This is a genomic window from Pseudomonas sp. IPO3778 (genome assembly GCF_013386825.1).
Classification (GTDB): Bacteria; Pseudomonadota; Gammaproteobacteria; order Pseudomonadales; family Pseudomonadaceae; genus Aquipseudomonas.
On the sequence record NZ_JACARC010000030.1, the window covers coordinates 37,439 to 55,195 of the forward strand.

Annotated in this window: 12 protein-coding genes and 1 pseudogene; all 13 read left to right on the plus strand. The window is 61.8% G+C overall.

The features are described 5' to 3' along the window. Positions 1-61: 61 nt before the first annotated feature. The 13 genes and pseudogenes from rnr (at position 62) to HX855_RS14630 (ending at position 17,661) form a co-directional block, all read left to right on the plus strand. Positions 62-2,695, plus strand: coding sequence for a ribonuclease R (rnr, locus tag HX855_RS14570; protein ID WP_177083112.1), 2,634 nt, complete (start codon positions 62-64; stop codon positions 2,693-2,695). Then, entirely contained in the window at positions 2,692-3,447 is a 756-nt protein-coding gene (rlmB, locus tag HX855_RS14575) for a 23S rRNA (guanosine(2251)-2'-O)-methyltransferase RlmB (protein WP_003217493.1), read from the plus strand. The genes rnr and rlmB overlap by 4 nt, the downstream gene beginning before the upstream one ends. Before the next feature lie 314 nt (positions 3,448-3,761). Further along, positions 3,762-4,184, plus strand: coding sequence for a 30S ribosomal protein S6 (rpsF, locus tag HX855_RS14580; protein WP_003217491.1), 423 nt, complete (start codon positions 3,762-3,764; stop codon positions 4,182-4,184). A gap of 28 nt (positions 4,185-4,212) precedes the next feature. Further along, the gene (gene rpsR / locus HX855_RS14585; RefSeq protein WP_002551829.1) at positions 4,213-4,443 is read left to right on the plus strand and encodes a 30S ribosomal protein S18; all 231 of its coding nucleotides are present in this window, start codon (positions 4,213-4,215) and stop codon (positions 4,441-4,443) included. Between the two features lie 36 nt (positions 4,444-4,479). Continuing rightward, positions 4,480-5,367 carry a hypothetical protein gene (locus HX855_RS14590; RefSeq protein WP_177083114.1) on the plus strand — a complete coding sequence of 296 codons (888 nt, stop codon included), beginning with the start codon at positions 4,480-4,482 and terminating at the stop codon, positions 5,365-5,367. 18 nt (positions 5,368-5,385) lie between these two features. Continuing rightward, positions 5,386-5,832 (plus strand): 50S ribosomal protein L9, encoded by a 447-nt coding sequence (gene rplI, locus HX855_RS14595; RefSeq protein WP_003171376.1) that lies wholly within the window; start codon positions 5,386-5,388, stop codon positions 5,830-5,832. A gap of 120 nt (positions 5,833-5,952) precedes the next feature. Continuing rightward, complete coding sequence (dnaB, locus tag HX855_RS14600) at positions 5,953-7,347, plus strand: replicative DNA helicase (protein WP_064450415.1); 1,395 nt, start codon at positions 5,953-5,955, stop codon at positions 7,345-7,347. A 99-nt stretch (positions 7,348-7,446) separates the two neighbouring features. Further along, positions 7,447-9,750, plus strand: coding sequence for a YgiQ family radical SAM protein (locus tag HX855_RS14605; RefSeq protein ID WP_177083116.1), 2,304 nt, complete (start codon positions 7,447-7,449; stop codon positions 9,748-9,750). Positions 9,751-10,009: 259 nt separating this feature from the next. Beyond that, positions 10,010-10,213: pseudogene (locus HX855_RS14610) on the plus strand (NAD synthetase); the annotation flags it as partial. Then, positions 10,213-10,650: a hypothetical protein gene (locus HX855_RS14615; protein WP_177083118.1), complete on the plus strand. Its 438-nt coding sequence runs from the start codon at positions 10,213-10,215 to the stop codon at positions 10,648-10,650. The pseudogene HX855_RS14610 and the gene HX855_RS14615, both read left to right, overlap by 1 nt. A 187-nt stretch (positions 10,651-10,837) precedes the next feature. Further along, positions 10,838-14,131, plus strand: a complete 3,294-nt coding sequence (locus tag HX855_RS14620; RefSeq protein ID WP_177083120.1) for a DUF2126 domain-containing protein — start codon at positions 10,838-10,840, stop codon at positions 14,129-14,131. Positions 14,132-14,284: 153 nt separating this feature from the next. After that, positions 14,285-16,771 carry a circularly permuted type 2 ATP-grasp protein gene (locus tag HX855_RS14625; RefSeq protein ID WP_177083122.1) on the plus strand — a complete coding sequence of 829 codons (2,487 nt, stop codon included), beginning with the start codon at positions 14,285-14,287 and terminating at the stop codon, positions 16,769-16,771. Next, entirely contained in the window at positions 16,771-17,661 is an 891-nt protein-coding gene (locus tag HX855_RS14630) for a transglutaminase family protein (protein WP_177083124.1), read from the plus strand. Before HX855_RS14625 ends, HX855_RS14630 begins: the two co-directional genes overlap by 1 nt. Positions 17,662-17,757: the final 96 nt, after the last annotated feature.

The window sequence follows — 17,757 nt, forward strand, 5'->3', positions numbered from 1 at the left end:
TTCCCGTTTCAATACGCGTATGCCAAACTAACCCGCATATAGACAAGGTGAAAACTCTCTAATGGCCGATTGGCAGTCCCTCGATCCCGAGGCCGCTCGTGAAGCGGAAAAATATGAAAACCCTATTCCTAGCCGCGAACTGATCCTGGCGCACCTCGCCGATCGGGGTTCGCCTGCTAGCCGCGAGCAGCTGGTTGAAGAATTCGGTCTGACCACCGAAGACCAACTCGAAGCCCTGCGTCGCCGCCTGCGCGCCATGGAGCGCGATGCCCAGCTGATCTACACCCGCCGTGGCACGTATGCACCTGTGGACAAGCTCGACCTGATCCTCGGCCGCATTGCCGGCCATCGTGACGGTTTCGGCTTCCTGATCCCGGACGACGGCAGCGACGACCTGTTCATGAGCCCGGCGCAAATGCGCCTGGTGTTCGATGGCGACCGTGCCCTGGCGCGCGTTTCCGGCCTCGACCGTCGCGGTCGCCGCGAAGGCGTGATCGTCGAAGTGGTGTCCCGTGCCCACGAGTCCATCGTTGGCCGTTACTTCGAAGAGGGCGGCATCGGCTTCGTCGTGCCCGACAACCCGAAGGTCCAGCAGGAAGTGCTGATCACCCCGGGCCGTAATGGCGCCGCCAAGGTCGGTCAGTTCGTCGAGGTGAAAATCACCCACTGGCCAACGGCGCGCTTCCAGCCACAGGGCGATATCGTTGAAGTGGTCGGCAACTACATGGCGCCGGGCATGGAAATCGATGTTGCGCTGCGCACCTACGATATCCCTCACGTCTGGCCTGAGGCTGTGCTGAAAGAAGCCGCCAAGCTCAAGCCGGAAGTGGAAGAAAAAGACAAAGAGAAGCGCATCGACCTGCGTCATCTGCCGTTCGTCACTATTGACGGCGAAGATGCCCGCGACTTCGATGATGCGGTCTACTGCGAAGCCAAGCCTGGCAAGTTGCGCCTGTTCTCCGGCGGCTGGAAGTTGTTCGTCGCGATTGCCGACGTGTCCAGCTACGTGAAGATCGGCTCGGCCCTGGACAACGAAGCCCAGGTGCGCGGCAACTCGGTGTACTTCCCCGAGCGCGTCATCCCGATGCTGCCTGAGCAGCTGTCCAACGGCTTGTGCTCCCTGAACCCGAAAGTCGACCGTTTGGCCATGGTGTGCGAGATGACCATCTCGAAAACCGGCGAAATGACCGACTACCAGTTCTACGAAGCGGTGATTCACTCCCAGGCCCGCCTGACCTACAACAAGGTCAGCACCATCCTGGAGCAGCCGAAAACCAGCGAAGCCAAAGCCTTGCGCGGTGAGTACGGCCATGTCGTGCCGCACCTCAAGCAGCTCTACGCGCTGTACAAAGTGCTGTTGGGCGCTCGTCACGTGCGTGGCGCGATCGACTTCGAAACCCAGGAAACCCGGATTGTCTTCGGTTCCGAGCGCAAGATCGCCGCGATCACTCCGACCACACGTAACGATGCTCACAAGCTGATCGAGGAATGCATGCTGGCCGCCAACGTGGCCACCGCAGAATTCCTGAAGAAGCACGAGATTCCTGCGTTGTACCGGGTGCACGACGGCCCGCCGCCGGAGCGTCTGGAAAAGCTGCGCGCGTTCCTCGGTGAGCTCGGCCTGTCCCTGCACAAAGGCAAGGACGGCCCAACGCCGAAGGACTACCAGGCACTGCTCGCAAGCATCAAGGACCGTCCGGATTACCACGTGATCCAGACCGTCATGCTGCGCTCCCTGAGTCAGGCGGTGTACAGCGCCGATAACCAGGGCCACTTCGGCCTGAATTACGAGGCGTACACCCACTTCACCTCGCCGATTCGCCGTTACCCGGACCTGCTCACGCACCGGGCGATCCGCAGCGTGATCCATTCCAAGCAGAACACCCCGCACGTTCAGCGCGCCGGTGCCATGACCATTCCGAAAGCACGGATCTATCCGTACGACGAAGCGGCCCTGGAACAGTTGGGCGAGCAGTGCTCCATGAGCGAGCGCCGTGCCGACGAAGCCACTCGCGACGTGGTGAACTGGCTCAAGTGCGAGTTCATGAAAGACCGCGTGGGCGAGTCGTTCCCGGGCGTGATCACGGCCGTGACCGGCTTTGGTTTGTTCGTCGAGCTGACCGATATCTACGTCGAGGGTCTGGTGCACGTGACCGCCTTGCCGGGTGACTACTACCACTTCGACCCTGTGCATCACCGCCTGGCGGGCGAGCGCACCGGTCGCAGCTTCCGTTTGGGCGACACCGTGGAAGTGCAGGTCATGCGCGTCGACCTCGACGAGCGCAAGATCGACTTCGGCATGCCGGACAAGCCTGTTGAGCCGACTGGCCGTAAAAAACGTGGCAACGAAACCGCCGCGCCGGCCGCGAAAGGCAAAGGCGCTCCTGCGAAAGCAGCGGTTGCCGAGCCTGCGCCAGCCAAGCCTGCTCGCCGTTCGTCTGCCAAGGACAAGGCCCCTGAAGCCTACCGCCCAAGCGATGCGGCGGCGAAAAACGCCGAGCTGCGCAAGAGTCGCGAGTTGAAGCAGCAGTTGCTCAACGAAGCCAAAAGCGGTGGTAAAGCGGCGTCTGGGGGAAAGTCCCGCGAGGCGGAAAAACCGTCGAGCAAGCCGAGTAAACACCGTAAAGGCCCGCCAAAAGCGGGTTCGGCCCCCGCGAAAAGCGGCGGGTCGCGCAAACCTAAGGCCAAGTCATGAGTCTGGAAAAAATCTACGGCGTTCACGCCGTAGAAGCGTTGCTGCGTCACCACCCGAAACGCGTCAAGCAGGTGTGGTTGGCAGAAGGCCGCAGTGAGCCGCGCGTTCAAGCGCTGGTGGAGCTGGCGAACCAAAACAAGGTGGCCATCGGTCAGGCCGAGCGTCGCGAAATGGACGTCTGGGTCGAAGGTGTTCACCAGGGCGTGGTAGCGGACGTCAGTCCGAGCCAGGTCTGGGGCGAAGCGATGCTCGACGAGTTGCTCGATCGCACCGAAGGCGCACCGCTGTTGCTGGTGCTCGACGGCGTGACCGATCCGCACAACTTGGGTGCCTGCCTGCGTTCGGCGGATGCTGCCGGCGCGCTGGCGGTGATCGTGCCTAAAGACAAGTCGGCCACCTTGACGCCTGTAGTGCGTAAAGTCGCCTGCGGTGCGGCGGAAGTGATTCCGTTGGTGGCCGTGACCAACCTGGCGCGCACCCTGGAGAAACTCCAGCAGCGCGGCCTGTGGGTCGTGGGTACGGCGGGAGAGGCCGAGGTCAGCATTTATGACCAGGACCTCACCGGCCCGACCATCCTGATCATGGGGGCCGAAGGCAAGGGCATGCGTCGCCTGACCCGTGAGCATTGCGACTACCTGGTGCACCTGCCGATGGCCGGTAGCGTCAGCAGCCTCAACGTTTCCGTCGCAACGGGCGTCTGCCTGTTCGAAGCCCAGCGCCAGCGTGGCGCCAAGGCCAAAGCCAAGAAATAAGGCTTAAGAGCGACGCAAGACCCTGTGGGGGCCGGGCTTGCCCGCGATGGCGGTGTGTCAGTCAGCAGAGATGTTGCCTGTGCCATTGTCATCGCAGGCAAGCCAGCTCCCACATTTGTTTTGTGTTTGCCTTGATTCTGCGTTGTTCAAATAATCACCAATCACCTTGCGCCCTCTCTCCCCCTTCTCTACAATTGCGCCCCTTGCCTTCATGGCAGGCACGCATGTGCCTCCCTTCGGCAAGATCCATAAGTGTCATTCACTCCTTGTCTGACCGTTTTTGAGCGGCAGGCTACAACCCGTAAGGAGCATTCATGCGTCATTACGAAATCATCTTTTTGGTCCACCCGGATCAAAGCGAGCAAGTCGGCGGCATGGTAGAGCGTTACACCAAGCTGATCGAAGAAGACGGCGGCAAAATCCACCGTCTGGAAGATTGGGGCCGTCGTCAACTGGCCTACGCAATCAACAATGTTCACAAGGCTCACTACGTGATGCTGAACGTTGAGTGCACTGGCAAGGCCCTGGCCGAGCTGGAAGACAACTTCCGCTACAACGATGCAGTGATCCGTAACCTGGTCATCCGTCGCGAAGAAGCCGTTACCGGCCAATCCGAGATGCTCAAGGCTGAAGAAAACCGCAGTGAGCGCCGTGAGCGTCGCGACCGTCCTGAGCACGAAGGCGCTGAAAGCGCTGATAGTGATGACAGCGACAACAGCGATAACGCTGACGAGTAATCCACGGACCTTTTAAGGAGCCTATCAAATGGCACGTTTCTTCCGTCGTCGTAAATTCTGCCGCTTCACCGCTGAAGACGTGAAGGAGATCGATTACAAAGATCTCAACACTCTGAAAGCCTACGTATCCGAGACCGGCAAAATTGTTCCAAGCCGCATCACCGGTACCAAAGCTCGTTATCAGCGTCAGCTGGCCACCGCTATCAAGCGCGCCCGCTTCCTGGCCCTGCTGGCCTACACCGACAGCCACGGCCGCTGAGACCGGGCAGTCGACAAGTAGTAAGGGATTGAATGCATGCGCGCCTTAGCTGAGTTCATCATGCGCGGTCGTGTGCAGGCCACTCTGGTAGTGGCTGGATGTGCAGCGTTGCCGTTGTTGTATTGGTTGGGTGCTGCTGCGGGTTGCCTTGTGCTCCTGCGGCGCGGTTTGAAGGACGCCCTGGGCGTTCTTGCCCTGGGAATGCTGCCGGCCTTGGTCTGGTGGTTGAAATTCGATGATCCACGGGTACTTCTGGTACTGCTCGGTTCATCGACCCTTGCGTTGGTTTTACGCGCAAGTGAGTCCTGGGTCCGTACGCTGCTGGTCAGCGTGGCATTGGGGTTGGTGTATTCACTGGCGCTTGGCGCGGCTTTCCGCCCGCAAATCGAGGCGCTGGCGCAGGAGATCATAAAGATCCTGCCGCTGGCCCTCGGGGATCTCTACCAGCAGTTATCGGTAGAGGAGCGAGCGCGCTTTGCGTCAGTGGTTGCACCGATGCTTACCGGCCTGATAGCGGCCTTGTTGCAGATCGTCAGCGTGCTGAGCCTGATTCTTGGGCGTTACTGGCAGGCGTTGTTGTATAACCCGGGCGGTTTTGGTCGCGAGTTTCGCAGTATCAGAATCCCCGCAGGACCGGCGATGTTGCTGCTGGCGTTCATGGTAGTCGGGCCGACGTTTGGCTTGGCGCTGTTGGTGCCGTTGTGCAGCGTACCGCTGGTATTCGCCGGGCTGTCCCTGATTCATGGGCTGGTGGCGCAAAAGCGACTGGGCAGATTCTGGCTGGTGGGGTTGTACGTGACGCTGTTGCTGTTCATGCAGCTGATCTATCCGTTACTCGTGGTCTTGGCCATTGTCGACGGCCTGATTGATTTTCGCGGTCGTCTGGCGCCGAAAGACGCCGATAACGCGAACGGTGAAGGTTAAAAGTTAGAGGATTTTCACATGCAACTGATCCTTCTGGAAAAAGTCGCCAACCTGGGCAACCTGGGCGACAAAGTGAACGTTAAGGCCGGCTACGGTCGTAACTACCTGCTGCCATACGGCAAAGCCACCGCTGCAACCGCTGCCAACCTGGCTGCGTTTGAAGAGCGTCGTGCTGAGCTGGAAAAAGCAGCAGCAGACAAAAAAGCTTCGGCCGAAACTCGCGCTGCCCAACTGGCTGAGCTGGAAGTGACTATCACTGCCACCGCCGGTGACGAAGGCAAGCTGTTCGGTTCGATCGGCACCCACGACATCGCTGATGCACTGACCGCCTCCGGCGTTGAAGTGCAGAAGAGCGAAGTTCGTCTGCCGAACGGCACCATCCGCAACGTTGGCGAATTCGATGTAGCCGTGCACCTGCACGCTGAAGTCGAAGCAACCGTACGCGTTGTTGTGGTAGCAGCTTAAGCAGCACCTAACTGACTGGCACCTCGCGTGTCAGGCGGTTAACATCGGGCACGATCCTGTTCACAGGTCGTGCCTTTTGTTTTTCTGTAGCCCCTGATTCTCCAACTATTCCAAGTGGCCATGAACGATATCTCCGCTCCTGAGCAATATGACCTGCAAACTGCTGCCCTGAAGGTGCCGCCCCATTCCATCGAGGCCGAACAGGCCGTGCTCGGTGGTTTGATGCTGGATAACAACGCCTGGGAACGCGTGCTGGATCAAGTCTCGGATGGCGATTTCTACCGTCATGACCACCGCCTGATCTTCCGCGCCATTGCCAAGCTGGCCGACCAGAACTCACCGATCGACGTGGTGACCCTGGCCGAGCAACTGGACAAGGAAGGCCAGACCTCACAAGTCGGTGGCCTGGGTTACCTGGGTGAGCTGGCGAAAAACACGCCATCGGTCGCCAACATCAAGGCCTATGCGCAGATCGTCCGTGCGCGGGCCACGTTGCGCCAGTTGATCGGTATCGCCACCGAGATCGCCGACAGCGCGTTCAACCCCGAAGGCCGCACCGCCGAAGAGATTCTCGACGAAGCCGAACGGCAGATCTTCCAGATCGCCGAGGCCCGGCCGAAAACCGGCGGCCCGGTCAGCGTCAACGACTTGCTGACCAAGGCCATCGACCGCATCGATACCCTGTTCAACACCGACAACGCCATTACCGGCCTGTCCACCGGCTACACCGACCTTGACGGCATGACCAGCGGCCTGCAGCCGTCGGACTTGATCATCGTCGCCGGCCGTCCGTCCATGGGTAAGACCACCTTCGCCATGAACCTGGTGGAAAACGCCGTGTTGCGCAGCGACAAGGCCGTGCTGGTTTACTCCCTGGAGATGCCAGGTGAATCGCTGATCATGCGTATGTTGTCGTCCCTCGGCCGTATCGACCAGACCAAGGTCCGTGCCGGTCGCCTGGAAGACGACGATTGGCCGCGCCTGACCTCGGCGGTCAATCTGCTCAACGACCGCAAGCTGTTCATTGATGACACCGCGGGCATCAGCCCGTCTGAAATGCGCGCACGTACCCGGCGCCTGGTGCGTGAGCACGGCGACATCGCCCTGATCATGATCGACTACCTGCAACTGATGCAGATCCCGGGTTCCAGTGGCGACAGCCGGACCAACGAGATTTCCGAGATCTCCCGCTCGTTGAAAGCCCTGGCCAAGGAATTCAACTGCCCGGTGGTTGCCCTGTCCCAGCTCAACCGGTCCCTGGAACAACGCCCCAACAAACGTCCGATCAACTCCGACTTGCGGGAATCCGGAGCGATCGAGCAGGATGCTGACGTGATCATGTTCGTGTACCGGGACGAGGTGTATCACCCGGAAACCGAGCACAAAGGCATCGCTGAAATCATTATCGGCAAGCAGCGTAACGGGCCAATCGGCACCACGCGCCTGGCCTTTATCGGCAAATACACCCGCTTCGAAAACCTGGCGCCAGGTAGCTATAACTTCGACGACGAGTAAAAAGTCGTCCTGCCAATTCCGACTGCAAAGGTCGGAATTGGTCAAATTTTGTGCTATATTCCGCGCCCGCGATTTTTCATCTCAACACCGGTCACCGTCATGCAAACAGCCAAGCCGTTATTTGACTATCCCAAGTACTGGGCCGAATGTTTCGGTCCTGCGCCATTCCTGCCGATGAGCAGGGAGGAGATGGATCAGCTTGGCTGGGATTCATGCGACATCATCATCGTCACCGGTGACGCATACGTGGACCATCCGTCGTTCGGCATGGCAATCATCGGCCGGCTGCTGGAGTCCCAGGGCTTTCGCGTCGGGATCATTGCCCAGCCCAACTGGCAGTCCAAAGACGACTTCATGAAGCTCGGCGAGCCGAACCTGTTCTTCGGTGTCGCGGCCGGCAACATGGACTCGATGATCAACCGCTACACCGCCGACAAGAAAATCCGTTCCGATGACGCCTACACCCCCGGTGGCATGGCCGGCAAACGTCCGGACCGCGCCAGCCTGGTCTACAGCCAGCGCTGCAAGGAAGCCTACAAGCACGTGCCGATCGTACTCGGCGGCATCGAAGCTTCCCTGCGCCGCATCGCCCACTACGACTATTGGCAGGACCGTGTACGCAACTCGATCCTGATCGACGCCTGCGCCGACATCCTGCTGTACGGCAACGCCGAGCGGGCCATCGTCGAAGTCGCCCAGCGTCTGTCGTGGGGCCACAAGATCGAAGACATCACCGACGTGCGCGGTACCGCGTTCATTCGCCGTGACACGCCTGAAGGCTGGTACGAGGTGGATTCCACCCGTATCGACCGTCCGGGCAAGATCGACAAGATCATCAACCCGTACGTGAACACCCAGGACACCCAGGCCTGCGCCATCGAGCAGGAAAAGGGCCCGACGGATGACCCGGAAGAAGCCAAGGTCGTACAGATCTTGGCCAGCCCGCGCATGACCCGTGACAAGACGGTCATTCGTCTGCCGTCCGTGGAAAAAGTCCGTGGCGACTCGGTGCTGTATGCCCACGCCAACCGCGTGTTGCACCTGGAAACCAACCCGGGCAACGCCCGCGCGCTGGTGCAGAAGCACGGTGAAGTGGACGTGTGGTTCAACCCGCCACCGATTCCCATGACCACCGAAGAAATGGACTACGTGTTTGGCATGCCTTACGCACGTGTTCCACACCCGGCGTACGGCAAGGAAAAGATTCCGGCCTACGACATGATCCGTTTCTCGGTGAACATCATGCGTGGCTGCTTCGGCGGCTGCACCTTCTGCTCGATCACCGAGCACGAAGGCCGGATCATCCAGAACCGTTCCGAAGAGTCGATCATTCGCGAAATCGAAGAGATCCGCGACAAGGTGCCCGGCTTCACCGGCGTCATCTCCGACCTCGGCGGCCCGACCGCGAACATGTACCGCATTGCCTGCAAGAGCCCGGAAATCGAATCGGCGTGCCGCAAGCCGTCCTGCGTGTTCCCGGGCATCTGCCCGAACCTGAACACCGACCACTCGTCGCTGATCCAGCTGTACCGCAGTGCCCGGGCATTGCCGGGTGTGAAGAAGATTTTGATCGCTTCCGGCCTGCGCTACGACCTCGCGGTCGAGTCGCCGGAATATGTTAAAGAGCTGGTGACCCACCACGTCGGTGGCTATCTGAAGATCGCCCCGGAACACACCGAGGAAGGTCCGCTCAACCAGATGATGAAGCCGGGCATTGGCAGCTATGACAAGTTCAAGCGCATGTTCGAGAAGTACACCAAGGAAGCGGGCAAGGAGCAGTACCTGATTCCTTACTTCATCGCCGCCCACCCGGGCACCACCGATGAAGACATGATGAACCTGGCCCTGTGGCTCAAGGGCAACGGCTTTCGCGCCGACCAGGTGCAGGCGTTCTATCCGTCGCCCATGGCCACCGCCACGGCGATGTACCACTCGGGCAAGAACCCGCTGCGCAAGGTCACCTACAAGAGCGACGCGGTGACCATCGTCAAGAGCGAAGAGCAGCGCCGTCTGCACAAGGCCTTCCTGCGCTACCACGACCCGAAAGGCTGGCCGATGCTGCGTGAAGCCTTGACCCGCATGGGCCGGGCCGACCTGATCGGGCCGGGCAAGGAGCAACTGATTCCGTTGCACCAGCCGGCCACCGACAGCTACCAGAGCGCCCGTCGCAAGAACTCGACGCCGGCTGGCAGCCACAAGGTCGCCAAGGAAACCACCACCAAAATCCTCACCCAGCACACCGGCTTGCCGCCCCGTGGCAGTGACGGCAGCAACCCGTGGGACAAGCGTGAGCAAGCCAAGGCTGCGGCCATGGTGCGTAACAAGCAGGCCGCCAAGGAACGCACCGACGCGGCCAAGGGCAAAGGCAAGAAGCCAGCCCGCAAGCCGGTCGTGCCGCGTTGATCGCAGCCTGAAACGCAAAACGCCAGCCTCGTGCTGGCGTTTTGCTTTCTGGCGGGTGGGGTGGGCCGTTTGTTAAGGTGGCGCCCATCAAATCGCTGGCAAGCCCGGCTCCCACAGGATAATGCATTCCAAATGTGGGAGCCGGGCTTGCCCGCGATGGGGTCAGTCAGCTCAGCATCATTTCAAGGAAGAACACCCCATGAGCAGCCCCCTGCTTGGAATTGGCATGGATTCCAACCGCTCCCAGTTCATGGCGTCGCAGATGTCGACCAAGATGCGCAAGCTCTTGCAACTGAGTGGTGAACTGCCCAAGCGCTTCACTCCGACCCAGCTCAAGCACGCCACCATCGTTCAGATCGGCGATGCTTTCAGTGCCGGGTTAGGCGTTTGGGGGCTGAAGCGCTCAGACAACTACAAGCAGGCCAAAACTTTTGCGATTGGCTTGTACGAGGAAACCGAGTGATGAGTGGCGTCCCATCGTTAAAGCCGTTTTTGCTTGAACATTTCCCGTCGTTCATCGGTGTGATTCTCGCCGGCTGCCTCGGCGGTTCCGGCGCAATTTCCCTGGCGGCGAGTACCTATTTTGCCGACGTCCCCATGGCCACCAATGCAACCGTGTCCTGGTTCGTGGTGATCTTCGCTGCGCTGTTCGTGACCAACAGCAACTTCCTGGTTGTGCGCGGGCACACGTGGGCTGTATGGGGCATGGTGGTGTTTTTTGTGGTGTGCCTGCTGGTGGTATTGCCGACACTGCAATACAGCCCGCACTGGTTTATCTACAGCGAATGCCTGTTCTGGCCATTGCTCGGGTTGTTGCTGATCAACAGCAAGGGCTATCGGTCGATGGTGCAGAAACTGGCTGAAGTGCGGCGCCTGCGTGAGGCGGCTAAAGCGGCCTGACTGGGTAGATTCACCACCCACCCTCACACGTTCGCCACAAATATGTGCAACCCTCGCACCACGACGGCAGTCATCGCGCCGTTTTGGTGCTGTACTGCACCGGGTCCCACGATAAAGCGCAATGACCGCTGCTCTGGCATAAGTCTTGCGCGCTTTGTTTTCATGCCCTGGCTCGCAGGAGGCCGCCGTGTCGATTCATGTCGCGTTGCACCACGTTACGCATTACCGCTACGACCGCGCGGTCGAACTCGGCCCACAGATTGTTCGTCTGCGCCCGGCGGCTCATAGCCGCACGCGGATTTTGTCCTACGCGCTGAAAGTGCTGCCGGAACAGCACTTCATCAATTGGCAGCAAGACCCCCAGGGCAATTACCTGGCGCGTCTGGTGTTCCCGGAAAAGACCGACGAGCTGCGCATCGAAGTCGACCTGGTCGCCGAGATGGCGGTGTTCAATCCGTTCGACTTTTTCCTTGAGCCCTACGCCGAAAAAATCCCGTTCAGCTACGCCGCCGATGAACAGCGCGAGCTGGCGCCATACCTGGAAACCTTGCCGCTGACCCCGAGGTTCGCCGCGTATCTGGCGGGGATCGACCGTACGCCGTTGCCGGCGGTGGATTTCCTGGTGGGGCTCAATCAGCGCCTGGCGGCTGATATCGGCTACCTGATCCGCATGGAGCCGGGCGTGCAGACGCCGGAATTCACCCTGGAAAACGCCTCCGGTTCCTGCCGGGATTCGGCGTGGCTGCTGGTGCAACTGCTGCGCAATCTGGGCCTGGCGGCGCGGTTTGTGTCCGGCTACCTGATCCAGCTGACTGCCGACGTCAAAGCCCTCGACGGCCCATCCGGCACCGAAGTGGACTTCACCGACCTGCATGCCTGGTGCGAAGTGTATTTGCCAGGCGCCGGCTGGATCGGCCTCGACGCCACCTCTGGCTTGTTCGCCGGTGAAGGCCATATCCCGTTGGCCTGCAGTCCTGACCCTTCTTCCGCGGCGCCCATCAGTGGTCTGGTGGAGCCGTGCGAGTGCGAATTTACCCACGAGATGTCCGTAGAGCGGATTTGGGAAGCCCCCAGGGTTACCAAGCCCTACACCGAAGAGCAGTGGCTGGCGATCCAGGCCCTGGGCCGGCAGATTGATGGCGACCTGCTCAAGGACGATGTACGCCTGACCATGGGCGGCGAACCGACCTTCGTCTCCATCGACGACCCGGATGGCGCCGAATGGAACACCGCCGCCCTGGGCCCGGACAAGCGCCGGCTGTCCGCCGAACTGTTCCAGCGCATGCGCAAGCACTACGCGCCCAAGGGCCTGGTGCACTTCGGCCAGGGCAAGTGGTACCCCGGCGAGCAACTGCCGCGTTGGTCCCTCAACTGCTACTGGCGCCGCGACGGGGTGCCGATCTGGCATAACAGCGCGCTGATCGCCGATGAGCAGGAAAGCTACGGTGCCGACGGCCTGATGGCCGGGCGTTTTCTCGCCAGTGTCGCCGAGCGCCTGAAACTGCCCACGCATTTTGTATTCCCGGCCTACGAAGACAATTTCTATTACCTGTGGCGCGAAGGCGCCTTGCCGCAAAACGTCACCGCCGAAGACCCGCGCCTGGACGACAACCTTGAGCGCGAACGCCTGCGCAAAGTCTTCAGCCAAGGCCTGGATAAAGTCATCGGGCAGGTGCTGCCGCTGGCACGCACGGCGGCCAATGACCGCTGGCAGAGCGGGCGCTGGTACCTGCGGGACAACCATTGCCGCCTGGTGCCGGGTGACTCGCCCCTGGGTTATCGATTGCCGTTGGCCTCCCAGCCGTGGGTGACGGCGGCGGACTATCCGTTCGTGCATCCCGTCGATCCCAACCAGGATTTGGCGGAGCTGCCCACCACCGCGCAACTGCAAAGCCACGGTGAGGCGGCCACGAGCAAAGAGCGTGTGCCGAAGATCGACGAGTCCGCCGACTGGCTGACCCGCACCGCCTTGTGCGCCGAAGCGCGGGAAGGCCGGCTGTACCTGTTCATGCCGCCGCTGGAGCGGGTCGAGGATTACCTGGAGCTGGTGGCGGCCATCGAAGCCACCGCAGAAGAACTGCATTGCCCGGTGCTGCTGGAAGGCTACGAGCCACCGAGCGACCCACGGCTGAGCAACTTCCGGGTGACACCGGACCCGGGCGTGATCGAGGTCAACGTGCAGCCGTCCGCCACCTGGGACGAGTTGGTGGAGCGCACCGAGTTTCTCTATGAAGAGGCCCGGCAAACCCGCCTGACCACTGAAAAGTTCATGATCGACGGCCGCCACACCGGCACCGGCGGCGGTAATCACTTTGTGCTCGGTGGTGCCACGCCCAAGGACTCGCCGTTCCTGCGCCGCCCCGACCTGCTGCGCAGCCTGATCAGCTATTGGCACAATCACCCGTCGTTGTCCTACCTGTTTTCGGGCTTGTTCATCGGCCCGACGTCCCAGGCCCCACGGGTCGACGAAGCGCGTAACGATGCGTTGTACGAGTTGGAAATCGCCTTCGCCCAGATGCCCGACGTGGGCGAAGAATGCCCGCCATGGTTGGTGGACCGCCTGCTGCGCAACCTGCTGATCGACGTCACGGGTAATACCCACCGCGCCGAGTTTTGCATCGACAAGCTCTACTCGCCGGACGGTGCCACCGGGCGCCTGGGCCTGCTGGAGTTGCGCGCCTTTGAGATGCCACCCCATGCACGCATGAGCCTGACCCAGCAACTGCTGCTGCGGGCGCTGGTGGCACGCTTCTGGCGTGAACCCTATGCACCGCCGAAGCTGGCGCGCTGGGGCACGGAGTTGCACGACCGCTTCCTGCTGCCGCACTTTATCGAGCAGGATTTTGCCGACGTGATCGTCGAGCTGAACGCCGCCGGCTATCCGCTGCGGGCCGAATGGTTTGCCGCGCACCTGGAGTTCCGTTTTCCCAAGGTTGGCGACTATGCCGTCAGCGGTATCGAACTGGAACTGCGTCAGGCCCTGGAACCGTGGCATGTGCTGGGCGAGGAGGGCGCCGTAGGCGGTACGGTGCGTTATGTGGATTCGTCCCTGGAGCGCCTGCAGGTCAAGTTGAGCGGCCTGCCGCCCCAGCGGTACCTGCTGACCTGCAACGGCATCCCGGTACCGCTGCAACCCACCGGGCGAATCGGTGAATTTGTCGCCGGTGTGCGCTATCGCGCCTGGCAACCGGCCAACTGTCTGCAGCCCACCATCCCGGTGCATGCGCCGCTGGTATTTGATCTTTTGGACACGTGGATGCAGCGCTCACTGGGCGGTTGCCAGTACCATGTCGCCCATCCGGGCGGGCGCAATTACGACAGCCTGCCGGTGAATGCCAATGAAGCTGAAAGCCGGCGCATGGCGCGGTTTTTCCGCCTGGGGCATACCCCGGGGAAATTGCCCGTGCCGAGCGTGGTGATCAATGAAGAATTGCCGATGACCCTGGATTTGCGGCGCTTTGCAAAAAAAACAGAGGATTGAATGTACATAATCCCGAAAGCGACAAATCTCTAATGTGGGAGCTGGCTTGCCTGCGATAGCATCACCTCGGTACACCAGATGCACCGAGGTGCCTGCATCGCGGGCAAGCCCGGCTCCTACATACTGACTTCCCTTGCCCCTGCCGAGCGTTCCATGCCCGACTTGCTCGACCGTTACCCGCTGACCGCGGGCACTTATCACGAACTGCTGGACGACAGCGGCGCGGTTCGCGCCCATTGGCAGCGCCTGCTCGATCACCTGCAACGCAGCACCCCGGCGCAGTTGGCCCAGCGTCAGGCCTTGCTGACCCGGCAGATCCAGGAAAACGGCGTGACCTATAACGTCTACGCCGACCCCAAGGGCGCCGATCGCCCGTGGGAGCTGGACCTGTTGCCCCACGTGCTGGCCGCCGATGAATGGAAGCAACTCTGCGCCGGGATCGCCCAGCGTGCACGCCTGCTGAATGCGGTACTGGCCGACCTCTACGGCCCGCAACGCTTGATCGCCGAAGGTTTGCTGCCGGCAGAACTGGTGTTCGGCCATAACAATTTCCTGTGGCCGTGCCAGGGCATCCAGCCGCCCGACGGCACGTACCTGCACTTGTACGCCGTGGACCTGGCGCGCACGCCGGATGGCCGCTGGTGGGTCACCGCCGATCGTACCCAGGCCCCGTCCGGCGCCGGTTACGCCCTGGAAAACCGCACCATCGTGTCCCGCGCTTTCCCGGACTTGTACCGCGACTTGCAGGTGCAGCACCTCACCGGTTTCTTCCGTACGTTGCAGGAAACCCTGGCCCGCCAGGCGCCGAGTGACGACCAGCCACCGCTGATCGTGCTGCTGACCCCGGGCCGTTTCAACGAAAGCTATTTCGAGCATTTGTACCTCGCCCGCCAGCTCGGCTACCCGCTGGTGGAAGGCGGCGACCTGACCGTGCGCGACGCCACGGTGTACCTGAAAACCCTCAGCGGCCTGCGCCGGGTACACGCGATCATGCGCCGCCTGGACGACGATTTCTGTGACCCGCTGGAGCTGCGCACCGACTCGGCCCTGGGCGTGCCCGGCCTGCTCGACGCCGTACGCCAAGGCAACGTGCTGGTGGCCAACGCCCTGGGCAGCGGCGTGCTGGAATCCCCCGGCCTGCTGGGCTTTTTGCCGAAGATCAATCAATTCCTGTTTGGCGAAGAACTGATCCTGCCGTCCATCGCCACCTGGTGGTGCGGTGAGCCGCCGGTGCTGGCCGAAGCCCTGGAAAAACTCCCGGAGCTGCTGATCAAGCCGGCGTTCCCTTCGCAAAGCTTTACCCCGGTGTTTGGCCGCGACCTGAACGACGAGCAACGTCAGGCCCTGGCCGAACGCATGCAGGCGCGGCCTTACGCCTACGTCGCCCAGGAACTCGCGCAGTTGTCCCAGGCGCCGGTCTGGCACACGGTCGATGACCACCTGCAACACCGCGCCATCGGCATGCGCGTGTACGCCGTGGCCAGCGCCGACGGTTACCGGGTACTGCCCGGCGGCCTGACCCGCGTGGCCGCCGAAGCCGATGCCGAAGTGGTGTCGATGCAACGTGGTGGTGCGAGCAAAGACACTTGGGTGCTCGGCGAACGCGCCCACGGCGCCGAGCATTGGCGCGCCCAACGGGCGATTGGCGCCCACGACCTGGTACGGCGTGATCCGTACCTGCCGTCGCGGGTGGTGGAGAACCTGTTCTGGTTTGGCCGATATTGCGAGCGCTGTGATGACAGTGCGCGCTGGCTGCGGATCGTCCTCGCCCGCTATGTCGATGGAGACGACCCTCTGGCGCTGCAGGCGGCGGTTGAGCTGGGCGAGAACCTGCGACTGTTGCCGGAGGAGGGTGAATTGCCTGAGCGGCTTCAGGCGGCGTTGCTCGGTGACGACTGGCCGTCGAGCCTGCGGGCCAACTTGCAGCGTTTGCAGTGGGCGGCGTCCCAGGTGCGCGGCAAGCTGTCCCGGGAAAACTGGCAGGCCCTGGTGGAGTTGCAGCGCGAGGCCCTGGAGCTGGAAAGCGAAGAACCAGATTTCGGCGAACTGCTCGATTTTCTCAACCGCCTGGTGATGTCCCTGGCGGCGCTGTCGGGGTTTGCCCTCGACGACATGACCCGCGACGAAGGCTGGCGCTTCTTGATGATGGGCCGGCGCATCGAGCGTCTGCAATTTCTCAGCAGCAGCCTGGCTGCCTTTCTGCGGGGCGTGGCGGTGTTCGATCAGGCCGGGCTGGAGTGGTTGCTTGAGCTGGGCAACAGCAGCATCACCTACCGCTCGCGTTACCTCGCCGTGCCGCAATTGATCCCGGTGCTGGATCTTCTGCTACTGGATGAGCAAAACCCCCACGCGGTGCTGTTCCAGCTGAAACTGGTAAGCCGCACCCTGCGTCGCCTGAATGATGATTTCGGCGTGCCCCGGGAAACCGGGCTGGCCCCGTTGGTGGAGCGCCTGGCGCACTTCGACCTGGGTTGCCTGGAGAACCCGTTGTTCGGCGAGTCCAGCGTGCGTGCCGCGCTGGACGGCCTGGCCGACCTGCTGCAAGCGGTGGCCGATGAAAGCGGGCAAGTCTCCGACCGCCTGGCCTTGCGCCATTTTGCCCATGTGGACGATGTCAGCCAGCAAACGGTGTCTGTGTGATGAGTGCCCGCTACCAGATTTTCCACGATACCCATTACCACTACGACAGCCCGGTGTCCCTGGCCCAGCAGCTGGCGCATCTGTGGCCGCGGCCCTGCGCCTGGCAGCGCTGCAGCTCGCAGCAACTGCAGATCAGCCCCGAGCCTGCCTCGCGCCGGGATGAACTGGATGTGTTCGGCAACCCGATCACCCGGCTGGCGTTCGAGCGGCCCCACGATGAACTGCTGGTGAATGCCGGGCTGACGGTGGAAGTGCTGGCGCGGCCGGCGCTGGATTTCGGCCTGTCGCTGGCCTGGGACCAGACTCGCAATAGCCTGACCTACAGCAGCCAGCCGCTGTCGGCCGAGGTGATCGAGGCCTGCCGTTACCGGTTCGAATCACCCTATGTGCATTTGAAGAAAAGCTTCGTCGAGTTTTCCGAAGACTGTTTCCCGGCAAATCGCCCGTTGCTGTTGGGTGTACAGGCGCTGATGGAAAAGATCTTCAGCGAATTCACCTTCGATGCCGAAGCCACCCAGGTCGCTACGCCGCTGGTGGAAGTGCTGGAGCGCCGACGCGGGGTGTGCCAGGACTTCGCCCACCTGATGCTCGCATGCCTGCGCTCCCGTGGCCTGGCGGCGCGGTACATCAGTGGTTACCTGCTGACCCAGCCACCACCTGGCCAGCCACGGTTGATCGGCGCGGATGCGTCCCACGCGTGGGTGTCGGTGTTTTGCCCGGTATTGGGTTGGGTGGATTTTGATCCCACCAACAATGTACAGCCGGCACTGGAACACATCACCCTGGCCTGGGGCCGGGACTTTTCCGATGTTTCGCCGTTGCGGGGGGTGATTCTGGGGGGAGGGAGCCATGACCCGGAAGTGCGGGTGACGGTGATGCCGCTTATGTAGGAGCGAGCGTGCTCGCGAAAAGCCCGAGAGCGCCGTGGGCGTTCAGGATGCCCGCGTTATCGTTGACGACCTTCGCGAGCAAGCTCGCTCCTACAG